Annotated in this window: 16 protein-coding genes; 5 read left to right on the top strand and 11 right to left on the bottom strand. The window is 69.0% G+C overall.

Translation table 11 applies throughout. The annotated features are described in order from the left end of the window. Window positions 1–24 precede the first annotated feature (24 nt). The 8 genes from MJQ72_RS15975 to MJQ72_RS15940 form a co-directional block, all read right to left on the bottom strand. Window positions 25–1,080, bottom strand: coding sequence for an alpha/beta fold hydrolase (locus MJQ72_RS15975; RefSeq protein ID WP_240599898.1), 1,056 nt, complete (start codon window positions 1,078–1,080; stop codon window positions 25–27). Window positions 1,081–1,197: 117 nt separating this feature from the next. After that, entirely contained in the window at window positions 1,198–2,061 is an 864-nt protein-coding gene (locus MJQ72_RS15970) for an SDR family oxidoreductase (RefSeq protein WP_240599897.1), read from the bottom strand. A gap of 86 nt (window positions 2,062–2,147) precedes the next feature. Next, entirely contained in the window at window positions 2,148–2,654 is a 507-nt protein-coding gene (locus MJQ72_RS15965; RefSeq protein WP_240599896.1) for a GNAT family N-acetyltransferase, read from the bottom strand. Window positions 2,655–2,663: 9 nt separating this feature from the next. After that, complete coding sequence (gene map, locus MJQ72_RS15960) at window positions 2,664–3,431, bottom strand: type I methionyl aminopeptidase (protein WP_240599895.1); 768 nt, start codon at window positions 3,429–3,431, stop codon at window positions 2,664–2,666. A gap of 43 nt (window positions 3,432–3,474) precedes the next feature. Then, window positions 3,475–4,629 carry an acyl-CoA dehydrogenase family protein gene (locus tag MJQ72_RS15955; protein ID WP_240599894.1) on the bottom strand — a complete coding sequence of 385 codons (1,155 nt, stop codon included), beginning with the start codon at window positions 4,627–4,629 and terminating at the stop codon, window positions 3,475–3,477. Continuing rightward, window positions 4,626–6,611: a biotin carboxylase N-terminal domain-containing protein gene (locus MJQ72_RS15950; protein WP_240599893.1), complete on the bottom strand. Its 1,986-nt coding sequence runs from the start codon at window positions 6,609–6,611 to the stop codon at window positions 4,626–4,628. The genes MJQ72_RS15955 and MJQ72_RS15950 overlap by 4 nt, the downstream gene beginning before the upstream one ends. Window positions 6,612–6,613: 2 nt before the next feature. After that, the gene (locus MJQ72_RS15945) at window positions 6,614–8,227 is read right to left on the bottom strand and encodes a carboxyl transferase domain-containing protein (RefSeq protein ID WP_240599892.1); all 1,614 of its coding nucleotides are present in this window, start codon (window positions 8,225–8,227) and stop codon (window positions 6,614–6,616) included. Between the two features lie 176 nt (window positions 8,228–8,403). Further along, on the bottom strand, window positions 8,404–9,213 hold the full coding sequence (locus MJQ72_RS15940; protein ID WP_240599891.1) for an SGNH/GDSL hydrolase family protein: 810 nt from the start codon (window positions 9,211–9,213) through the stop codon (window positions 8,404–8,406). Between the two features lie 151 nt (window positions 9,214–9,364). Between MJQ72_RS15940 and MJQ72_RS15935 the strand changes: the two genes are divergently transcribed. After that, entirely contained in the window at window positions 9,365–9,955 is a 591-nt protein-coding gene (locus tag MJQ72_RS15935) for a TetR/AcrR family transcriptional regulator (protein WP_016337026.1), read from the top strand. Window positions 9,956–10,012: 57 nt separating this feature from the next. After that, window positions 10,013–10,510, top strand: coding sequence for a hypothetical protein (locus MJQ72_RS15930; protein WP_016337027.1), 498 nt, complete (start codon window positions 10,013–10,015; stop codon window positions 10,508–10,510). A 136-nt stretch (window positions 10,511–10,646) separates the two neighbouring features. On the opposite strand, the gene MJQ72_RS15925 is transcribed toward MJQ72_RS15930, so the two are convergent. From MJQ72_RS15925 to MJQ72_RS15915, 3 genes are all read right to left on the bottom strand, one after another. Beyond that, window positions 10,647–11,744, bottom strand: a complete 1,098-nt coding sequence (locus MJQ72_RS15925; protein WP_240599890.1) for a homoserine O-acetyltransferase — start codon at window positions 11,742–11,744, stop codon at window positions 10,647–10,649. Beyond that, entirely contained in the window at window positions 11,741–13,042 is a 1,302-nt protein-coding gene (locus tag MJQ72_RS15920) for a bifunctional o-acetylhomoserine/o-acetylserine sulfhydrylase (RefSeq protein ID WP_240599889.1), read from the bottom strand. The genes MJQ72_RS15925 and MJQ72_RS15920 overlap by 4 nt, the downstream gene beginning before the upstream one ends. A 79-nt stretch (window positions 13,043–13,121) precedes the next feature. Continuing rightward, window positions 13,122–13,520, bottom strand: coding sequence for a VOC family protein (locus MJQ72_RS15915; protein WP_240599888.1), 399 nt, complete (start codon window positions 13,518–13,520; stop codon window positions 13,122–13,124). 57 nt (window positions 13,521–13,577) lie between these two features. Between MJQ72_RS15915 and MJQ72_RS15910 the strand changes: the two genes are divergently transcribed. Genes MJQ72_RS15910 through MJQ72_RS15900 form a run of 3 tightly spaced genes read left to right on the top strand, consistent with a single transcriptional unit; the run spans window position 13,578 to window position 15,952 of the window. Further along, window positions 13,578–13,928: a PadR family transcriptional regulator gene (locus MJQ72_RS15910; RefSeq protein ID WP_240599887.1), complete on the top strand. Its 351-nt coding sequence runs from the start codon at window positions 13,578–13,580 to the stop codon at window positions 13,926–13,928. Further along, entirely contained in the window at window positions 13,925–14,362 is a 438-nt protein-coding gene (locus tag MJQ72_RS15905; protein ID WP_240599886.1) for a VOC family protein, read from the top strand. The genes MJQ72_RS15910 and MJQ72_RS15905 overlap by 4 nt, the downstream gene beginning before the upstream one ends. 36 nt (window positions 14,363–14,398) lie before the next feature. Continuing rightward, the gene (locus MJQ72_RS15900; RefSeq protein ID WP_240599885.1) at window positions 14,399–15,952 is read left to right on the top strand and encodes a CdaR family transcriptional regulator; all 1,554 of its coding nucleotides are present in this window, start codon (window positions 14,399–14,401) and stop codon (window positions 15,950–15,952) included. Window positions 15,953–15,983: the final 31 nt, after the last annotated feature.

The following is a 15,983-nucleotide window of genomic DNA, read 5'->3' as shown; positions in this document are numbered from 1 at the left end:
GACGGTTCTAACCGTCCTTGCCACTCACGAGGTCTGTTCGTCCAGGAAACGGTCCAGGTAGCGCCACGTCGTCCCGCGGGCCTTCCGGCCGGTGAGGACGCCCAGGTGCCCACCGGGCGCGGTCTCGAAGGTCACCGACGGCGAGTTGTCCAGCAGCTCGGTGAGCCGTTCGACGGCGGCGCGCGGGGCGATCGTGTCGTTCTGCCCGGCGATGACCAGCGTCGGCACCTTCACCCCGGACAACGCGATGATGCGGCCGTTGAGATCGACCGTGCCCTCGGCGAGGTCGTTGGCGCGGAAGAACCGGTGGTAGATCTGGCCGAACGTCCGGCCGGGGTAGGCGATCATGTTGTCCATGAAGTGATCGACGGCCTCGATCTGCGCCAGGTAGTCCCGGTCGTCGAGATTCTTCAGGATGGCAAGGGGTTTGGTGATCTCCTTGCTGATCCCGGTGGCGCGGAAGACGCGGCTGACCAAATAGGACGGTGCGCCGCCGAGCGCCCGGTAGAACGGGGTCAGCAGGTGGCCGCCGGTGAGGTCCACCAGCGGGCGGAACGGGGCGATCAGCGGGATCGCGGTGAAATCGAACGGCGCCGCGATGGTCGCGATCGACTCGATCGGCAGATCCGGCTGGTCCGCGGTGGTCAGCAGGGAGAAGATCCCGCCGAGGCACCAGGCGACGACGTGCACGCCCTGGCCGCCGGAGTCCTCGCTGACCTTGCGGATCGCGCGCGGGAGCACCTCCTCGATCCAGTGCTCGATACCGAGGCGCCGGTCGGAGAAGGCGACGTTCCCGTAGTCGACCAGGTACGTGTTGCGGCCGCCCTCGACCAGGTGCTCGGCGAGGCTGCAGCCGCGGCGCAGGTCGAAGCACAGCGCGGGCGCGGCCAGCGGCGGAACCAGCAGCACCGGCGGGCCGGACTGGGGCTCCTTGCCGTTCGTCAGCCGGTACAGGGAACGGTTGGGCCCCTGGTCGATCAGGACGCGCGGCACCGGGCGAAGATCCGCGACACCACCGTGCAGCACCTTCCCGACGACGTTCGACGCGGCGGCGGCGAGCCGTGCCGGGGGTGTGGCCATGGTGTGCCTCCTGGGGAATCAACGCGGTAAGACGTAATCTTGCCGCCTGGGGGCGCACTACTCAACACCGCCGCCGTCACACGTCGTCCATTTCGGACAGTCGCTAGGCCGTCCGAGTTAAGAATCGGCGCCCTTTTCCGCCGCCGGGGCGCTGCGCGCGGCCCGCGATTCGTACTCCGCACGAGCGGAGGAATGCGTTGCGGAGGACAGAATCTTGTCCCCGCCGAGCGCACGGAGCAGTCCTTCGCCGAGACGACGCGGAAGCAGCCGTGTGATCCTGCCCATGGCGTCCAGCGATGCGGGAACGAAGACGTCGAACTTGGGACGGCGTAACGCTTCGACAATGGCCTGCGCCACATCTTCGGGCTGCACCGATTTGAAGAACTTCGCCTCGCCGAGCCCGCTGGCCAGTTCCGTGCGCACCACCGCGGGCATCACGCAGGACACCAGCACGCCGGTCCCGTGCAATTCCAGATGAACCGACTCCGACAACCCGACGACGGCGTGTTTCGTCGCGCAGTAGGTCGCCGCGCCGGGGAATCCGGCCTTCCCCGCCATGGACGCGATGTTGACGATGTGGCCGGTACCACGCGGGCGCATCCGTTTCACGGCTTCCCTGGTGCCGTGGATGACCGCGTGCAGGTTGATCTCCAGCAGCCTGCGGGTCGCCGCGTCGTCCTCTTCGTCGAGCGGCGCGAGCGGCATGATGCCCGCGTTGTTGATCAGCACGTCGATCGGGCCGACGCGCCGCTCGACCTCGTCGAGGAACTCGGTGAAGCCCTTCGTGTCGGTGACGTCGAGCGGCAGCGCCTCCGCGCCCAGTTCGGCGGCGGTCTTCTCGGCGAGGACCTGGTCCAGGTCGCCGATGACCACCTTGGCGCCGAGCCGGGACAGCGCCGTCGCGGTACTGGCCCCGATGCCCTGCGCCGCTCCGGTGATCACGACGACCTTGCCCGCCAGGGAACGTTCACGCTTGGCCATGCCGGTCTCCTCTGCGACTTCACTGTCCGGGGCACTGTTGGCGATGTGTCAACTATGGTGCACCGGAAGCCGCGAGGACGCCAGTCCTACGGACGCTGCTCGAGCACCTGCCCGATCCAGCCTTTGACGTCGAAGCGTTCCGTCGGCTTGAAGCCCTGGCTCTCGTAATAACGCTGCAGGTCGCCGTCGCCGCCGGCCCAGCAGTCGACCCGCACCAGCCCGATGCCGCGTTCCCGCGCCTCGGCCAGCGCGAACTCGATGAGCCGCGCGCCGACCCGGTGACCGGTGAACCGGCGCGAGGTCAGCAGCAGGCCGATGTAGATCTCCGGCTCGTCGACCGGCGAGACATGCGGGAAACGGTCACCGAGGATGATCGCCCCGGCCACCTCGCCGTCGATTTCGGCGAGATACAGCCCCGGCCCGTCGGCCATCCCGCGGACCCGCTCGACCCGCTTCGGGATCGTGGACCACGGCTCGGTCCCCCACTGCCCTTCGCTGCCGCGCGACGCCAGCCACGCGACGACCTCGTCGAACATGTCCAGCAGCGTTTGGAAGTCCCCAGAACCACCCTGGCGGATGATGAAGTCGCTCATCCTTCCGTTCTACAACATCGTGAGCACGCGCGGCCCTTCTGTGGTGATCGCGACCGTGTGTTCGACGTGCGCGGCCCTGGCGCCACGAATGGTGCGCAACGTCCAGCCGTCGTCGTCGGTCCGGTAGGCGTCGCGGCCGTCGGCGATGAGCATCGGCTCGATCGCCAGCACCAGCCCCGGCTGGAGCCGCATGCCGCGGCCCGGCCTGCCCTCGTTCGGCAGATGCGGGTCCTCGTGCATGCTGCGGCCGATTCCGTGACCACCGTGGTGCACGAGGAGGCCGTAGCCCGCTTCGCGACCGACAGTGCCGACGGCGTGGGAGATGTCGCCCATCTTGCCGCCCGCCTGAGCGGCGGCGATGCCCGCGGCCAGCGCGCGTTCGGTGGTGGCGATGAGTTCGAGGTCGGCGGGATCGGCCTCGCCGACGACGTAACTGATCGCCGCGTCGCCGTGCCAGCCGTCGATGTAGGCGCCGGCGTCGATGCTGACCAGGTCACCGTCACGCAGGCGGTAGTCCGACGGGATGCCGTGGACCACGGCGTCGTTGACGCTCGCGCAGATCACGGCCGGGAACGGAGTCGGCGCGGAATGTGGCCGATAGTGGAGGAACGACGGCTTCGCGCCCGCGTCCCTGATCACCTGCGCGGCGATCTCGTCCAGCTCTTTCAGGCTCACGCCGATCGCCGACGCCTCTTTCGCCGCTTGCAACGTCTGCGCCACGACACGGCCGGACTCGCGCATGGCGTCCAGCTCGGTGGCGGATTTCAACTCGACCATGCCGATAACTATACCGGTATAGTTATCGACATGGTCAAGGGCGTCAGGCGACGCCGAGATGCCGCGCGATCAGCATCCGCTGCACCTCCGAGGTCCCCTCGCCGATCTCCAGGATCTTCGCGTCCCGGTAGAAGCGGCTCACCGGGAACTCGTTCATGAAGCCGTACCCGCCGAAGATCTGCGTCGCGTCCCGCGAGTTGTCCATGGCGGCGTTCGACGCGACGAGCTTCGCGATCGACGCCTCCTTCTTGAACGGCTCACCGCGCAGCATCTTCGACGCCGCCGCGTAGTACGCCAGCCGCGCGGTGTGGGTGCGCACCTCCATGTCGGCGATCTTGAACTGGATCGCCTGGTACTCACCGATCTTGTGCCCGAACGCCTCGCGTTCCTTGACGTACTTCAGGCATTCGTCGACGCAACCCTGCGCGAGCCCGACGCTCAGCGCGGCGATCGCGACCCGGCCTTCGTCCAAAATGGACAGGAACTGGGCGTAGCCGCGGCCGCGTTCGCCGACCAGATTCTCGGCCGGGACGCGGACGTCGTCGAACGAGAGCTCGTGCGTGTCCGAGCAGTTCCAGCCGACCTTGGAGTACTTCGGCGCGACGCCGAAGCCCGGCGTGCCGGACGGGACGATGATCGCCGAGATCTCCTTGCGCCCGTTCTCCTTCACGTCGGTGACGGCGGTGACCGTCACCAGTTTCGTGATGTCGGTGCCGGAGTTGGTAATGAACGATTTGCTGCCGTTGATCACCCAGGTGTCGCCGTCGAGTTTCGCGCGCGTGCGGGTGGCGCCCGCGTCCGAGCCGCCGCCGGGTTCGGTGAGCCCGAACGCGCCGAGCGCGGTCCCGGCGCACAGCTCCGGGAGCCACTTCTCCTTCTGTTCCTCGGTGCCGAACCGGTAGATCGGCATGGCACCCAGGGAAACGCCGGCCTCGACGGTGATCGCGACCGAGGAATCGACGCGCGCCAACTCCTCCAGGGTCAGGCAGAGCGCGAAGTAGTCGCCGCCCATGCCGCCGTACTCCTCGGGGAACGGCAGGCCGAACAGCCCCATCTCGGCCATCTTCGCGACGATCTCGTACGGGAACTCCTCCCGTTCGTAGAGGTCGCCGATGACCGGGGCGACCTCGGAGCGCGCGAACTCCTCGACCGTCTTGCGCAGCGCCTCGTACTCGTCATCCAGCCGAAAGTCGATCATCGCTCATCCTTTTGGGGTGTCACCACGGCTACCGTCTCGTCCAGCGCGACCTGTTGGCCTGCGCGGACGGGGAGTTCGCTGACCACGCCGTCGATCGGCGCGGTGATCGTGTGCTCCATCTTCATCGCCTCGACGACCACGAGCGGGGTCCCCGCGGTCACCACGTCACCGGCGGCGGCCTTGACCACGAGCACGGTCCCGGGCATCGGGCTGGTGACCGGTCCGGCGCCGCCCGCGGCACCGGCGGACGAACGCAGCCGCTCGCGCTCGCCGATGGCGAAGCTCTGTCCGTCACGCGCGAGCCACACCGTCCGGCCGCTCCCGGCCGCGTGCCGGTAGCGGTGGAAACCGGTGGGATGCCGGACTTCCAGCAGATCGCCGTCGCGCCGCGCGGAAACGCGGACCGGCTCGGCGCCGTCGACGGACACGAGCGCGGCCGCCGGAGTGCCCTGCACCCGCACGACGGCTTCGGAGCTTCCCGACTTCAGTGCGAAGTCGATCCCACCCGACCCGCCGAGCCGCCAGCCGTCCGGGACGTCCCACGGGTCGACGACGTCTCCCTGGGGTTGCAGGGAAAGCAACCTGTCGAGCGCCGCCGCCACGAAGAACTCCGGCGGTACGTCTCCGGAGACCAAAGTGGACAGTTGACGGTCGACGAGACCGGTGTCGAGCTTGCCGTCACGGACGTCGCCGTCGGCGAGCAGCCCGCGCAGGAAGGCGACGTTGGTGCCGAGGCCGAGCAACGCGGTGTCCGCGAGCGCCAGGTCGAGCCGGTGCAACGCGGCCGCGCGATCCGGCCCCCACGCGATGACCTTGGCCAGCATCGGGTCGTAGTTCGAGCCGATGACCGCGCCCTCGCTCATCCACGAGTCGACGCGCACGCCCTCGCCGGACGGCTCGTGGACCGCGAGCACCGTGCCACCCGTCGGGATGAAGCCGCGAGCGGGATCTTCGGCGTAGACACGGGCTTCGACGGCGTGACCGTCCAGCCGGACGTCGTCCTGCGCCACGGTGAGCACGTCACCGGCGGCGATCTTGACCTGCCACTCGACGAGATCGAGGCCGGTCACCAGCTCGGTCACCGGATGCTCGACCTGCAGCCGGGTGTTCATCTCCATGAAGAAGAACTCGTCGGGCGCGGTGGCCGAAACGATGAACTCGACCGTCCCCGCGCCGACGTACCCGACCGAGCGCGCGGCCTCGACGGCGGACGCGCCCATCTTCGCGCGCGTGGCTTCGTCGAGGAGCACGGACGGTGCCTCTTCGATGATCTTCTGGTGCCGCCGTTGAAGACTGCACTCGCGCTCGCCGAGGTGGATCACGTTGCCGTGCGTGTCGGCGAGCACCTGGATCTCGATATGGCGCGGTGTGGTGACGAACCGCTCCATGAGCAGCGTGTCGTCACCGAAGGAACCCTTGGCCTCACGGCGAGCGGACTCGACGGCCGCGTCCAATTCGGACAGTTCGGTGACGAGCCGCATCCCCTTGCCGCCACCACCGGCGGACGGCTTGAGCAGCAACGGGAAGCCGACCTTTTCGGCGGCGGTCGCGAAACCACCCTCGGGAATGTCCACATCGGACGCGCCGGGCACGACCGGGACCCCGGCCTTGGAGACCGTGGCCTTGGCGCGGATCTTGTCGCCCATGGCGTCGATGGCCGCGACCGGCGGACCGATGAAGACCAGCCCCGCCTCGGCGCACGCGCGGGCGAATTCCGCGTTCTCCGCGAGGAAACCGTAGCCGGGATGGACCGCCTGCGCGCCCGTGTCGAGCGCCGCCTGAACGATCGCGGGGATGGACAGGTAGCTCTTCGCCGCTTCGGCCGGGCCGATGCGGACAGCCGTATGCGCCTCCCGGACGTGCCGGGCGTCGGCGTCCGCGTCGCTGTACACCGCGACCGAACGGATGCCGAGCCCCTGCAGCGAGCGGATCACGCGGACCGCGATCTCCCCGCGGTTGGCGACCAGAACCGTGTCGAACATGCTCACATCCTGAAGACGCCGTAGTTGACATCGGAAAGTGGTGCGTTGGCCGTCGCGGACAGCGCGAGGCCGAGCACCGTGCGGGTGTCCGCCGGGTCGATCACGCCGTCGTCCCACAGCCGCGCCGTCGAGTAATACGGGCTGCCGTGCGCCTCGTACTGGTCGCGGATCGGCTCCTTGAAGGCCTCTTCGTCCTCAGTGGACCATTCGCCGCCGCGTGCCTCGATGGCGTCACGGCGGACCGTGGACAGCACCGACGCCGCCTGTTCGCCGCCCATCACCGAGATCCGCGCGTTCGGCCACATCCACAGGAACCGCGGCGAGTACGCGCGGCCGCACATCGAATAGTTGCCGGCACCGAACGAGCCGCCGATGACGACGGTCAGCTTCGGCACCCGCGCGCAGGCCACCGCGGTGACCATCTTCGCGCCGTGCTTGGCGATACCGCCCGCCTCGTAGGCGCGGCCGACCATGAAACCGGTGATGTTCTGCAGGAACAGCAGCGGGATCGAGCGTTTGTCGCACAGCTCGATGAAATGCGCGCCCTTCATCGCGGACTCGGCGAACAGGACGCCGTTGTTCGCGACGATGCCGACGGGGTGGCCGTGGATCCGGGCGAACCCGGTGACCAGCGTCGAGCCGTACTCCTTCTTGAACTCGCCGAACCGGCTGCCGTCGACGATCCGCGCGATGACCTCGCGGACGTCGTAGGGCACCCGCGGATCGGTCGGGACGACGCCGTAGAGCTCGTTCGGGTCGGCGACCGGGGCCTCCGTCGGGAGGACGTCCCACGGGCGCGGCGTGCGCGGCCCCAAGGTCGACACGATCGAGCGAACGATGCGCAAGGCGTCGGCGTCGTCCTCGGCCAGATGATCGGTGACGCCGGACTGACGCGAGTGGACGTCGCCGCCGCCGAGCTCTTCGGCCGTGACGACCTCGCCCGTCGCGGCCTTCACCAGCGGCGGGCCGCCGAGGAAGATGGTGCCCTGGTTCCGCACGATGACCGCTTCGTCGCTCATCGCCGGGACGTACGCGCCGCCCGCGGTGCAGGAGCCGAGCACGGCGGCGATCTGCGGGATACCGCGCGCGGACATCGTCGCCTGGTTGTAGAAGATCCGGCCGAAGTGCTCACGATCCGGGAAGACCTCGTCCTGCCTCGGCAGGAACGCGCCGCCGGAGTCCACCAGGTAGACGCACGGCAGGTTGTTGTGCAGCGCGACCTCTTGCGCGCGCAGGTGCTTCTTGACCGTCATCGGGTAGTACGTGCCGCCCTTGACCGTCGCGTCGTTGGCGACGATCACGCATTCGCGGCCCGAGACCCGCCCGATCCCGGTGATGATCCCGGCCGACGGCGCCTCGTCGTCGTACAGTCCGGTGGCGGCCAGCGGGGACAGCTCCAGGAACGGCGAACCCGGGTCGAGGAGGGTGTCGACCCGGTCGCGTGGCAGGAGTTTGCCCCGCTCGACGTGGCGGGTGCGGGATTTCTCCGGGCCCCCGAGCCGGGCGGCGGCGAGCCGCTTGCGCAGGTCTTCGACCAGCTCGGCATGGGAGGTGACGCTGCGGGCGTACTCGTCGCTGCCCGGATCCGCCGAAGTGCTCAGTACGGGTGTGTCCATGGCTCCTCGTCGCCAAGTTAGCCGTCGTTAACTCGCGTGCACAGGTTAACGCCCACTAACGTCGCTTGTCCACCGGGCCGGGGCCGAAGGACGCCATACCCGCATGACACGCGACGAAAGGGCCCTTCACCGCATGGCATGCGGTGAAGGGCCCTTTCAGCCCTCGCTACGGGAACTCAGCCGATCGCGGAGACCAGCGGGTTGTAGTAGCCGCCCCGCTGGCCGGTGGCCGTCGGGTGGTACGAGTTCACGATCGGCCAGGTGAGGCTGTGCAGGTAGTCGTCGGCCGACGAGCAGATGTTGTGCCCGGTGAAGGCACCCCGCACGTCGACGAACTTGGCGCCGTTCGCCGCGGCACGGGCCGAGAGCACCGACGCCAGCGCGTCGGAACCCGAGTTGATCGCGGTGCGCTTCGTGTCGCTCAGCCCGACCGAGCACGAACCCGGCACCGTGTAGAAGCGCGGGTACCCGAGGACGACCAGCTTCGCGCTGGGCGCCTTCGCCTTGATCTTGCTGTAGACGTTGTTCAGCAGCCCGGGAAGCGTGTTGTTCACGTAGGTCTTCGCGGTGTTGACCCGGTTGATGCAGGTCTGGTCGCTGCCGGTGGTGCAGGTGGTCATGACGTCGGCGAAACCGGCGTCGTTGCCGCCGACCGAGACCGTCACCAGCGTGGTGCTGGAGGTGACGTTCGCGATCTGGTTCAAGACATCGCCGGTGCGCGCCCCCGAGCACGCGACGAATTTGAAGGTGGTCCCGGCGTGGGCGTTGGCCCACAGCTGGGGATAGGCGTTGGCACTGCGCATGCAGTCGCCCGAGTTCCCGTAACTGCCGGCACCGACGCCGGACGAGTACGAGTCACCGAGCGCCACGTAGTTGGTCGCCGCTTGGGCGGTGCCCGCGAGACCGAGCGTGGCGAGGACAGCGACCCCCAGGGCCGCACCTAAACGAGTGAAGGAAAGAGCTTTGATCCGAGCAGGGACGGCCATGGTCACTCCTTCGTGACAAGTTGACGAGAGACAGCATTACCAGGTGGTAACCCCACGCAAAAGGGTCATTTCCCCAGGTAGCCCACTTGGCTCAGGCTGGAAGTACGGCCGCGTGTTAGCGCTCGCTAACACGCGGCCTTAATATGGCCAGATGCCGGCGAACCCCACCCCACTCGTGAACGGCGAGAAGGCGAACAGGCGCGAACAGATCATGGCCGCCGCCGCCGAGCTCTTCGCCCACCACGGTTTCCACGGCGTCGGCATCGACGACATCGGCGCGGCCGTCGGCATCTCCGGCCCGGCGCTGTACCGGCATTTCCGCAGCAAGGACGCCATCCTCGGCGAGATGCTGAACTCGATCAGCCGCTACCTCCTCGACGGCGGGACGGCCAGGGCGAGCCAGCGGGACGAGCCGGGCGAGGTTCTCGAAGCACTGGTGGATTTTCACGTCGACTTCGCGCTCACGCATCCCGCGCTGATCACCGTCCAGGAACGCAACCTCGCCAATCTCACCGACAGTGACCGCAAGCAGGTCCGCGCCCTGCAGCGCCAGTACGTCGAGGTCTGGGTGCGCGCGATCAGCGACGCCGTCCCCGGGATCGGCGAGCGGCAGGCGCGCTCGGCGGCGCACGCGGTCTTCGGGTTGATCAACTCGACGCCGTACAACCGCCATCTCGGTGACAGCGAACTGGCCGAGATGCTCTGCCGTCTCGCGCTGGGTGCACTGCACTCCGCCAAGTGACCACGACCGGGTTTCGGCCTATCCCCACTTTTCCGTCCTCTGGTGTTTGATAGGCACGTGGAGCCGGACAGGAGCGAGTACGAGCGGAGGCTCGTCGAAAAGGCGCAGCGTGCGCTCGTGGCGATCAGCCTCGGGGAGGACGCGGAGGCGCTCGACGAGCTCATGCCGACCGCCGCCGAGCCGCAGGCCCGCTCCGACGAGACCAAAGAGCTCGTGATGATGCTGTTCGGCGAATGCAGCGCCATGGTGTCGACGCTGGGTGATGGAGGAAGTGCGCCGGTCAAGGTGCAGGTGTTCGACGAGGACGGTGAAGAGGTCTCGATCGACCAGGCGGACCCGCCCGTGCGGACGGCCGTCCGCACGCTGCTGGCCGAGGTGCACGGCAACAGCGAGGCCGCGCAGGAACAGGTCGAGATCGCGCTCGCCAACGCCGCGCCGGACGAGGTCGACAGCCTCGTGCTGCAGGCGCTGCGCTGGACGATCCGGCTGTCGGCGGAATGCCTGGACCGGGATCTGCCGGTGGCGCCCTGGATCTCGGACGCCGTCGCGGACTAGCGCTCGCGCGCGTGGCCGCCTCGCGTGACTGGATGGACGACACGCGTGATCAGCCGGACGTCGCACGTGTCGTCCGCCTGATCACGAGAGTCGTCCGTCTGGTCACGTGTGTCGTCCGTCCGATCACGCGAGTCGGCTAACCCAGCAGGAGCTTCACCAGCCGCCCGATCTGCTCGGTCTCGATCAGGAACGAGTCGTGCCCGTAAGGCGACGCGATGACGGCGAATTCGGCCCCGGCGACCCCGTCGGCGATCGCCCGCGACTGGTACAGCGGGTAGAGCCGGTCGCTGTCCACCCCGGCCGCGACCGTCCGCGCGGTGATCCGGCCGAGCGCGTTCGCGACGCCGCCCCGTCCGCGGCCGACGTCGTGGGTGTTCATCGATTCGGTGAGCACCACGTAGCTGCCCGCGTCGAACCGGCGCGACAGCTTGGCGGCGTGATGATCCAAATAGGACTCGACGGCGAACCGGCCGCCGCGCAGCGGGTCTTCACCGTCCTGATGGCGATGGCCGAAGCGTTGCGCCAGTTCGGCTTCGCTGCGATAAGTCGCGTGCGCGATACGGCGCGCGACGCCGAGCCCGGCGTCCGGGCTCGGCATCGAGCGGACGTCGTGGTAGTCGCCGCCGTGCCAGCCCGGATCGGACCGGATGGCGTGCAGTTGCGGTGCGGCCCAGGCGATCTGGTCGGCCGACGCCTGCGCGGTCGACGCGAGGACGAGCAGCGCCGCCACCCGCTCCGGCTCGCCCACCGCCCATTCCAGCGCACGCATCCCGCCCATGGAGCCGCCGATCACCGCGGCCCACCGGCCGATGCCGAGCGCGTCGGCGACGGCGGTCTCGGCGGCCACCTGGTCCCGCACCGTCACCGCCGGAAACCTGCTGCCCCAAGGCTTTCCGTCCGGATGCGCCGAGGACGGGCCGGTCGAGCCCTGGCAGCCGCCGAGCACGTTCGGGACCACGACGAAGAACGCGTCCGTGTCGATCGCCTTGCCCGGTCCGATCAGGCCGTCCCACCAGCCGGGGCTGACGTGACCTTCCTCCGCGGGACCGACGGCGTGACTGTCCCCGGTGAGGGCGTGCTCGACGAGAATCGCGTTGGTGGCACTGGAATTCAGTGACCCCCAGGTCTCATAGGCGAGCGTGAACGGCAAGGTCCCGCCGGTTTCGAGCGCCTGGACGCCGCTGACGAAGCGGCGGCGTCCAGGCGGCTCTCCCTCTCGCCAAGCACCGGTCACAGAGCGGCCTTGGCCGCCCGGAATCCGGCTTCGAGATCGGCCTTGAGGTCCTCGATCCCTTCCAGCCCGACGGCGAGCCGCACGAGGCCCGGCGTGACACCGCTCGACAGCTGCTCCTCCGGCGTGAGCTGGCTGTGCGTCGTCGAGGCGGGGTGCACGATCAGGCTGCGCACGTCGCCGATGTTGACCAGCTGGCTGTGCAGTTCCGTACCGTCCACAAAGGCCCGTCCGGCTTCGACCCCGCCACGCAGATCGAACGAAAGCACCGCGCCGGCGCCCTTCGGCAGGTACTTCTTCGCGGCCTCGTGATACGGGCTCGACGGCAGCCCGGCGTAGTACACCTTCTCGACCTCGTCGCGCTGCTCCAGCCACTCGGCCAGCGCCTGCGCGTTGGACACATGCCGCTCCAGACGCAGCGAAAGCGTCTCGATCCCTTGCAGGATCAGGAAACTGTTGAGCGGCGCGATCGCGGCGCCGGTGTCGCGCAGGATCTGGACGCGAGCCTTGGCGGCGTACGCGCCGGGGCCGAGCGCCTCCCAGTACTTGAGACCATGGTAGCTCGGGTCGGCCTCGGTGAAGCCGGGGAAGCGCGCCGGGTCCTTGCCGAAGTCGAAGGTGCCGCCGTCGACCAGCACCCCGGCGACCGTGGTGCCGTGCCCGCCGAGGTACTTGGTCGCCGAGTGGACCACGATGTCGGCGCCGTGTTCGATCGGCCGGACGAGGTACGGCGTCGGCACGGTGTTGTCCACGACCAGCGGGACACCGGATTCGTGCGCGGCGTCGGCGACCTTGCGGATGTCGAGGACGTTGCTGCCCGGGTTGGCCAGCGTCTCGGCGAAGAACAGCTTGGTGTTGGGCCGGACGGCGGCCTTCCACTGCTCGATGTCGTCCTGGTCCTCGACGAACGACACCTCGATGCCGAGTTTCGGCAGCGTGTAGTGGAAAAGGTTGTACGTGCCACCGTAAAGCGCCGGGCTGGAGACGAAATGGTCGCCGGCGTTCGCGAGGTTGAGGATGGCCGCCGTCGTGGCCGCGGTCCCGGAGGCGAACGCCAGCGCCGCGACCCCGCCTTCGAGCGCGGCGAGCCGCTGCTCCAGCACGTCCTGTGTGGGGTTGTTGATCCGCGTGTAGATGTTGCCGGGCTCGGCGAGGCTGAAGAGATCGGCGCCGTGCTGGCTGTCGCGGAACACGTACGAGGTGGTCTGGTAGATCGGGGTCGCCCGCGCGCCGGTGGCGGTGTCCGGCGCCGCACCCGCGTGGATCTGCTTGGTCTCGAACGACCATCCGTCCGCGCTCATCGCGATTCTCCTAGCGGCTCAAGGGGTTTCGGCTGTTGGCACCGAAGCTAGCTCCGCCGGACGGAGCACCCAACTGCTCTCAGGAGGTGGGATTCCTTTCCTGGAGAGCGAACCTGTTGCCCTCCGAATCGGTGAACATCGCCCACCAGCCCCACGGCTGCTTCTCCGGCCGCGCCGGGAACTCGACGCCTTTCGCCGAAAGCTCCTCGTAGGTCTTTTCGATGTCGTCGGCGTAGAAGAAGAAATTGCCCGTCGGGAGTTCGTCCCGCACTTCGAAGCGCTTGAGGTCCTCCGGCGCGGTGCTCAGGACGAGTGCCGTCGCGCCGTCGGCGGACGTGACCTCGACCCATCGGTTCCCTTTGTCGTCGTACGGCACGTCGGTGGTGATCTCGAATCCGACGACCTCGGACCAGAACCGCTTCGCCCGCTCTTGGTCCCGCACCCCGACCACGATCTTGTGCACGCCTCGAATCGCCACGTCCGGCTCCTTTGTATCCATCATGGATATAACGAGATCGGAGTGTATGCTTCGCGGATGGCCGACGGCAACCCGCAGCTCACCCCCGCGGCGTTCCAGACCCTGCTGGCGCTCGCGAAGGGGCGCGCGCACGGCTACGCGATCATGGGTTTCGTCGACGAGGTGAGCGGCGGCACCGCCCAGCTCGGGCCGGGCACGCTGTACCGGACCCTCGCCCGGCTCGTCGCCGACGGCCTGGTCGAAGAGGCCCCGGACACGAGCGAGGACCAGCCGCACGACTCCCGCCGCCGCTACTACCGGCTCACCCGCGCCGGCCGGGCCGTCGCGGCCCGCGAGGCGGAGTTCCTGAGCAGGCTCGTCGCGGTCGCCGGCCAGGCCGGGCTGCTGAAGCGCGCGGAGTCGGCGTGAGCCGGGCGCTCGGCTTGACGCCACATCTGTTCGTCAAGGACGTCGATGCGTCGCTTTCCTTCTACGGCAAGGCGTTCGGCGCCGTTGAGCTGTTCCGCAACGTCCTGCCGAACGGCGTCGTGCTGTTCGTGGAGCTCGCCGTCGGCGACGCGCGGCTGCTGGTGAGCCAGGAGATCCCGCAGCTCGACGCGCTCGCCCCGTCGACACTGGGCGGCACGCCGATGCTGCTGACCTTGGAGACCGAGGATCCCGACGACCTCGTCCGCCGCGCGGTGTTCGCGGGCGCCCGGGTGGAGGCGCCGGTCGAGGAGATGTTCTTCGGCGAGCGCTACGGCCGGATCGTCGATCCCGACGGCCACCGGTGGGCGCTGACCACGAAACGCGAGCGGTTCACGCCCGAGGACATCGACGCGAGGACGCCCCGCGAGGTCTGACGTGTGCGGCGGTCCCACCTGCTGGACAATCGCCCCATGGTTTCCGTGCGCAGTGTCGTCGACCGGGTGGGGCCGACGCTGTTGCACGCCCTCCAGGTCCCCGAGGAGTCCCCCGCGGTCGGCGACGTCGTCATCGCCGAGCCCGGCCACACCCTCGCCGCGGGGGACCTCGTCCTCGGCGTCGCGATCACCGAGACCCCGGACGCCGCCGAACTCGTCAAGGTCAGCGCGGCCAAAGGCGCCGCCGCCGTCCTGCTGAAACCCCCGCTCGCGGCGAAGCCCTCGGTGAAACGGGCGGCGAAATCGGCCGACATCGCGTTGATCGAGGTGCGATCCGCGACGTCGTGGGCCCAGCTCGTCTGGCTGCTCAGGACGGTCCTCGACGCGCTGGCCGACGAGTCGGACGCGCTGGAGGACGGCGGCGGCCCCGGTTCCGGTGACCTGTTCCGGCTCGCGGACGCGGTCGCTTCGGTGGTCGACGCGCCCGTGACCATCGAGGACACCAACTCGCGGGTGCTCGCGTACTCGGCCCGGCAGGACCTGACCGACTCGGCGCGCGTGTCGACCATCATGGGCCGCCGCATCCCGGACGACGTGCTCGCGCGGTTCCGGTCGCGAGGGGTGTTCCGCGAGCTTTCCCGTGGGCGGCAGACGATCTTCGTGCCCGCGCAACGCGACGGCACCCTGCCGCGGCTCATCGTGCCGATCCGGATGGGCGGCGAACTGCTGGGGTCGATGTGGGCGGTCGTCGCGGGCCCGGTCTCCGACGAACGCGCGGCCGCGTTCGCCGACGCGGCCCCCGTCGTCGCGTTGCATCTGCTGCGCCGCCGCGCGCACACCGATTCGCAACGCCGGGTCTCCGCCGAGCTCCTGCGCGCGCTCCTCGAAGGGAAGGCCAGCCCGCGCAAGGCGATCGCGGAACTCGACCTGTCCGAGGAACCACACCGTGTGGTCGTCATCGAGGTCTCCGGCGGCGACGGCCGCGACGACGAGGGCTTGCGGCTCGCGCTCCTCGAACGGATCTCGCAGGGTGTCGGCAGGCGGCCGGTGGCCACCGAACTCGGCGGCGTCCTCTACGCCGTCGTCCCGGACGGCGACGGCTGGGACGAACTCCGGGCTGCCCTCGAAGCCCTGCCGTCGTCGCGGAAGGGCGGGACACCGCGGGCTGCCGCCGGTTCGGCGTGCGAAATCGGCGAGCTCGCGACGTCACGGCTCCAGGCCGACGAGGCGCTGGGCCTGCTTCGCGCGAAGCTCGTCCCCGGCCGCGTCGTGGTCTTCGACGAGGCATGGACAGCCCTTTCGCTGCATCGCGGCGCGACGGCGGCGAGCACCTCGAAGGTCGCCGAGCTCGGCCCGCTCGGTCTGCTGCGCGCGCACGACGAAGCCCACGAGAGCGGCTACGTCGACACGCTCTACCAGTGGCTACGGCATCCGGGAGACCCGCGCGCGGCCGCGAAGGAACTCCGGATCCATCCCAACACCCTGCGGTACCGGATGCGGCGGCTGCTCGATCTCGTCCCGCTGGATCTCGACGATCCCGACGTCCGGCTGGCGTTGATCACGCAACTCGTTTCCCTGCGCTGGAGTTGATTCCACTACAAACTGCTCGATAACGAACACT

Source organism: Amycolatopsis sp. EV170708-02-1 (genome assembly GCF_022479115.1).
GTDB lineage: Bacteria > Actinomycetota > Actinomycetes > Mycobacteriales > Pseudonocardiaceae > Amycolatopsis.
This window is presented reverse-complemented; position numbering and strand designations above follow the sequence as displayed.